Source organism: Cellulomonas sp., from assembly GCF_035634735.1.
Taxonomy (GTDB): Bacteria; Actinomycetota; Actinomycetes; order Actinomycetales; family Cellulomonadaceae; genus Cellulomonas.
In genome coordinates this window covers 1-4968 of record NZ_DASQCJ010000003.1, presented here as the reverse complement: position 1 = coordinate 4968, position 4968 = coordinate 1, and the positions used below count along the sequence as shown (strand labels likewise).

Genomic DNA, 4968 nt, shown 5'->3' with positions numbered 1-4968 from the left:
GGTCGTGCTCATCGTGCTCGGCGCCCTGCTCGCCCCGGTGGCCGTGGTCGCCGTGTGGGCGAAGGACCTGGTCACCGACACCGACCGTTACCTCGCCACGGTCGGCCCGCTGGTCGACGACCCGCAGATCCAGGGCGCCGTCACCAGCCGGGTCACCGGCGCGATCGTGGACGCCGCGGACCTGGACGGGCTGGCGTCCGACGCGGTGACGGCGGTCGAGGGGCTCGGGCTGCCGCCGCGGGTGTCGGCGCTGGCGGAGTCGCTGCAGGGGCCGCTGGTCGACGGGGCGACGAACGTGATCCGCCGGGCGGTGGACGCGGTCGTCACGTCGGACGTGTTCGAGGCGGTGTGGGACGAGGCCAACCGCACCGTGCACGCCCAGCTGAACGCGGTACTCCGCGGCGACCCGGACGCGATCGCGAGCATCGACGCCCAGGGGACCCTCGTGGTCGACCTCACCGGCGTGGTGAACACGGTGCGCAGCTCGCTGTCGGACGCCGGGTTCACGGTGGTGGACCGGCTGCCGGCGATCAGCGCGAGCTTCCCGCTCATGCAGAGCGCCGACCTGGTCCGGGCGCAGAACGCCTACCGCGTGCTGGACGTGCTGGGCACCTGGCTGATCTGGCTGTCGCTCGGCCTGCTGGCCGCCGGGGTGCTGGCGGCGGTGCACCGGGCGCGGGCGCTCGTGATCGCGGGGCTGTCGCTGGCCGGGGCGATGCTGCTGCTGGGCGCGGCGCTGACGATCGGCCGGTCCGTGTACGTCGACGCGCTCCCGCCCGGGGTGCAGCGGCCCGACGCGGCGGTGGTGGTCTACGACCAGGTGGTGGCGTTCCTGCGGGTGGCGCTGCGGTCGGCGTTCGTGCTCGGGGTCGTCGTCGCGCTGGTGGCGTTCCTGGCCGGCGGGACGTCGGCGGCGCGGTCGCTGCGGGCGTCCTGGAACCGGGGCGCGGCGTGGCTGCGCACGAGCGGGGAGCGGCGCGGGATCAGCACCGGGCCGGTCGGCGTGTGGTTCGGCGAGCAGCGGGTGCTGGTGCGCGTCGTCATCGGGGCCGGGGCGGCGCTGGCGCTGGTGCTCGCGGGGCACCTGACGCCGGCGTACGTGGGAGGCGTCGCGGTCGTGGCCGTCGTGCTGCTGGCCGTGACGACGCTGGTCGCGCGGCCGCCGACGCCGCCGTCGTCGTCGCCCGGTCCGCCGCCGCCGGCCGACGGGGCGCCCGCTGCCGGCTGACCCGGGCGCCGGCGCGCGGTCGCGGGCCCGGACGGCCGGCGCCTGCCGGGGCTCCTCAGTCGCGGGTGGCGCGGGGGTGCGGGACCGACGTCGACGGCGCCGGGTCCTCGACCGCGCGGGCCTCGTGGCCCACCTCGGCCAGCGCGACCGGCAGCCCCGCGGAGCCGGTGAACACGAACATCTTGTAGCCGACGTACCGGACGACGGTGCCGAGCACGATGCCGATGACGTTGGCGACGTTGTCGGAGAACGGCCCCGAGTGGCCCAGCACGTAGTGCGAGAACCACAGCGTGCCGACGGTGAACCCGATGCCGACGACGTTGATCGCGGAGAACAGCAGCAGCTCGCGCCCGCCGCGGTGCTTGCTCTGGCCGGCGAACGTCCAGTGCCGGCTGCCGAGCCACGACACCAGCGTCGCGAGCACGACGGCGATGATCCGGGCGGTCAGCGGCTTGCCGTGCAGCGCGTCGACGGGGCCGAACCGCAGCAGGTTGTAGGTGCCGAGGTCGACGACGAACGCGACCGTGCCGACGGAGCCGAACCGGGCCAGCTCGAGGGCCCGCTCGCGCAGGGAGCGGCGCGGCATGCGGTAGAGCAGGCCGTGCAGCAGTCCGGGACGGGCCTCGGGGGCGGGTCCCGGTGCGGCCGCGAGGCGGGGCGCACCGGAGGAAGTCACGCCGACAGGGTACGGCGAGACGCTGGGGGACCGCTGTGCGAGGTCGGTTAGGCTCACCGCTCGTGGCAGCACCCGTGGTGGCAGTGGTCGGTGGTGGGCAGCTCGCCCGCATGATGGCGCCCGCGGCGACGGCGCTCGGCGTGCACCTGCGGGTGCTGGTCGAGGACGCGGTGTCGTCGGCGGCGCAGGTGGTGGTCGACGCGCCGGTGGGCGCGGCGGCGGACCCGGTGGCCGTCGAGGCCCTGGTGGTCGGCGCCGACGCCCTGACGTTCGAGCACGAGCACGTGCCGAACGGCCTGCTCACCGAGCTGGTGGACCGCGGCGTCGCGGTGCGCCCGGGCCCGGACGCGCTGGTGCACGCGCAGGACAAGATCGTGATGCGGACCCGGCTGACGGCGCTCGGCGTGCCGTGCCCGCGGTGGGCGCCGCTGGACTCGGCCGACGACCTCGCCGCGTTCCTCGCGGCCGGCGACGGCACCGCCGTGGTGAAGACCGCGCGCGGCGGCTACGACGGCAAGGGCGTGCGGGTCGTGCGGTCCGCGGACGAGGCGGCCGACTGGCTGGCCGCCGCGGCGGACGGCACGGGCGCGCCGCTGCTGGCCGAGGAGCGGGTGCCGTTCACCCGCGAGCTCGCCGCCCTGGTCGCGCGCACCCCGTCCGGCGAGGTCCGCACCTGGCCGGTCGTCGAGTCGGTGCAGCGCGACGGGGTGTGCGCGGAGGTCGTCGCCCCGGCGCCCGACCTGGACCCGCGCACCGCCGCGACGGCCGAGCGGATCGCCCGCGAGGTCGCGGAGGGCCTGGGCGTCATCGGCGTGCTGGCGGTCGAGCTGTTCGAGGTCGCGGACCCCGACGGCGGCGCCCCCCGCGTGCTGGTCAACGAGCTGGCGATGCGCCCGCACAACTCCGGGCACTGGACGATCGACGGCTCGGTGACCAGCCAGTTCGAGCAGCACCTGCGCGCTGTCCTCGACCTGCCGCTCGGCGGGACCGAGGCCCGCGCGCCGTGGACGGTCATGGCGAACGTGCTGGGCTCGACCCGCGCCGCGCTCACCGACGGGCTGGCCGAGGTCGCCGCGCTCGACCCGGGCGCGAAGGTGCACCTGTACGGCAAGGGCGTCCGCCCCGGCCGCAAGCTCGGGCACGTCACCGTGTCCGGGGACGACCTGGCCGACGTGCGCCGCCGGGCGGTCGCCGCGGCGGCCGTGCTGCGCGGCGACGCACCCGCCTGACCCGCACCGCCCGACCCCACCCCCACCGGAGGCACCGCATGACCACCCCGCTCGTCGGCATCGTCATGGGCTCGGACTCGGACTGGCCCGTCATGGAGGCGGCGGCCGAGGCGCTCGCCGAGTTCGACGTCCCCGTGGAGGTCGACGTCGTCTCGGCGCACCGCCAGCCCGACAAGATGGTCGCCTACGGCCGGGAGGCCGCCGGGCGCGGGCTGCGGGCGATCATCGCGGGCGCCGGCGGCGCGGCGCACCTGCCGGGCATGCTCGCGGCCGTCACGCCGCTGCCGGTGATCGGCGTGCCCGTGCCGCTGGCCCGGCTCGACGGGATGGACTCGCTGCTGTCGATCGTGCAGATGCCCGCGGGCGTCCCCGTCGCGACGGTGTCGATCGGCGGCGCCCGGAACGCGGGACTGCTGGCGGCGCGGATCCTCGGCGCGGGGACGGACGAGACCGCCCGCCGGCTCGCGGCGGCGATGCTCGCGTTCCAGGACGACCTGCGCGCGCAGGCGGACGCCAAGGGCGAGCGGCTGCGGTCGCTGCACGGCGACGGGCGCCGGCCCGCCGTGGGCTTCGGCGGCTGACGGCCCCGCCGCCCGCCCCCGCCGCCCGCCCGCGCGCCCCGCCGCCCCCGCCGAGTCTCCACGTCTCGCCTGCGGGACCGCGGTCCCGGACAGACGCGGGTCGGAGACTCGGCAAGCGGTGCCGGTCAGGGGCGTGCGGTCCCGAGCGGCGGTCCCAGCGGCGCGCGCAGCCACGCCAGCCACGCGCCGACCCCCTCGCCGGTGCGCGCGGACAGCTCGAGCACGGTCGCGTCCGGGTTCACGTCCGCGAGGTGCCGGCGGAACCGCGCCAGGTCGACGTCGAGGTGCGGCGCGAGGTCGGTCTTGTTCACGACCACGGCGTCCGCGGCGCGGAACATCACCGGGTACTTGAGCGGCTTGTCCTCGCCCTCGGTGAGGGACCAGATCATCGCGCGGCGGTGCTCGCGCCGAGGGGGCCTGCGCCGCGTACTACGCCTTCCGCCGCCTGGACCCCCGAGGAGCGTGACCGTGCCCGACCCCGCCCAGCCCCCCGCCGACCTGCCCGTCGGACCCGTCGGCGCCGCCGGTCCCGACGCCTGGACCTGCCCCGTCCCCCTGCGGCACACCGAGCGCGTCGTGCTCGGCCACGGCGGGGGCGGCGTGCTGTCTGCCGAGCTCGTCGAGCACCTGTTCCTCCCGGAGCTCGGCGGCGACCCGGACGCCCTGCACGACGCCGCGGTGCTCTCGGCGCCCCGTCCCGGCGAGCGGCTGGCGTTCACCACGGACTCCTACGTCGTGCAGCCGCTGTTCTTCCCCGGCGGCTGCCTCGGCGACCTCGCGGTGAACGGCACCGTCAACGACCTGGCGATGGCCGGCGCCCGGCCGCTGGCCCTGTCGGCAGGCTTCGTGCTGGAGGAGGGCCTGGAGACGGCGGTGCTCGGCCGGGTGGTGGCCGCGATGGGCGCGGCGGCCCGGGCCGCGGGGGTGCCCGTGTTCACCGGCGACACCAAGGTGGTCGAGCGCGGCCAGGCCGACGGGATGTACGTGTGCACCGCGGGCGTCGGCGCCGTGCCCGCGGGGGTGGACATCCGCCCCGGTCGCGCCGCGCCGGGCGACGTCGTGCTGGTGTCGGGGGCGGTCGGCGCGCACGGCGTCGCCGTGCTGTCCCGGCGCGAGGGGCTGGAGTTCGGCACCGAGGTGCGCTCGGACACCGCGCCGCTGCACGGCCTGGTGGCGGCGCTGCTCGCCGCGGTCCCGGACGTGCACGTGCTCCGCGACCCCACCCGCGGCGGGGTCGCCGGCACGCTGTGCGAG

General features: G+C 77.1%; 6 protein-coding genes. 4 read left to right on the top strand and 2 right to left on the bottom strand.

All coding sequences use genetic code 11. The annotated features are described in order from the left end of the window. Positions 1 to 1228: hypothetical protein (locus VER05_RS00615; protein WP_324843474.1), on the top strand; the 1228-nt coding region annotated here is incomplete at its 5' end. A gap of 55 nt (positions 1229 to 1283) precedes the next feature. On the opposite strand, the gene VER05_RS00610 is transcribed toward VER05_RS00615, so the two are convergent. Continuing rightward, on the bottom strand, positions 1284 to 1904 hold the full coding sequence (locus VER05_RS00610) for a GtrA family protein (RefSeq protein ID WP_324843473.1): 621 nt from the start codon (positions 1902 to 1904) through the stop codon (positions 1284 to 1286). Between the two features lie 62 nt (positions 1905 to 1966). Here VER05_RS00610 and VER05_RS00605 point away from each other — a divergent pair, with 62 nt between their 5' ends. Together VER05_RS00605 and purE are read left to right on the top strand one after the other, a co-directional pair. Next, the gene (locus VER05_RS00605) at positions 1967 to 3133 is read left to right on the top strand and encodes a 5-(carboxyamino)imidazole ribonucleotide synthase (protein WP_324843472.1); all 1167 of its coding nucleotides are present in this window, start codon (positions 1967 to 1969) and stop codon (positions 3131 to 3133) included. A gap of 38 nt (positions 3134 to 3171) precedes the next feature. Beyond that, positions 3172 to 3714 carry a 5-(carboxyamino)imidazole ribonucleotide mutase gene (purE, locus tag VER05_RS00600; RefSeq protein ID WP_324843471.1) on the top strand — a complete coding sequence of 181 codons (543 nt, stop codon included), beginning with the start codon at positions 3172 to 3174 and terminating at the stop codon, positions 3712 to 3714. 125 nt (positions 3715 to 3839) lie between these two features. Here the strand turns inward: purE and VER05_RS00595 are convergent, their stop codons facing one another. Then, the gene (locus VER05_RS00595; protein WP_324843470.1) at positions 3840 to 4103 is read right to left on the bottom strand and encodes a GTP-binding protein; all 264 of its coding nucleotides are present in this window, start codon (positions 4101 to 4103) and stop codon (positions 3840 to 3842) included. Between the two features lie 79 nt (positions 4104 to 4182). On the opposite strand from VER05_RS00595, the gene hypE reads away from it, so the two are divergent. Further along, positions 4183 to 4968, top strand: a 786-nt coding sequence (gene hypE / locus VER05_RS00590; RefSeq protein ID WP_324843469.1) for a hydrogenase expression/formation protein HypE, incomplete at its 3' end; no start/stop codon positions are given.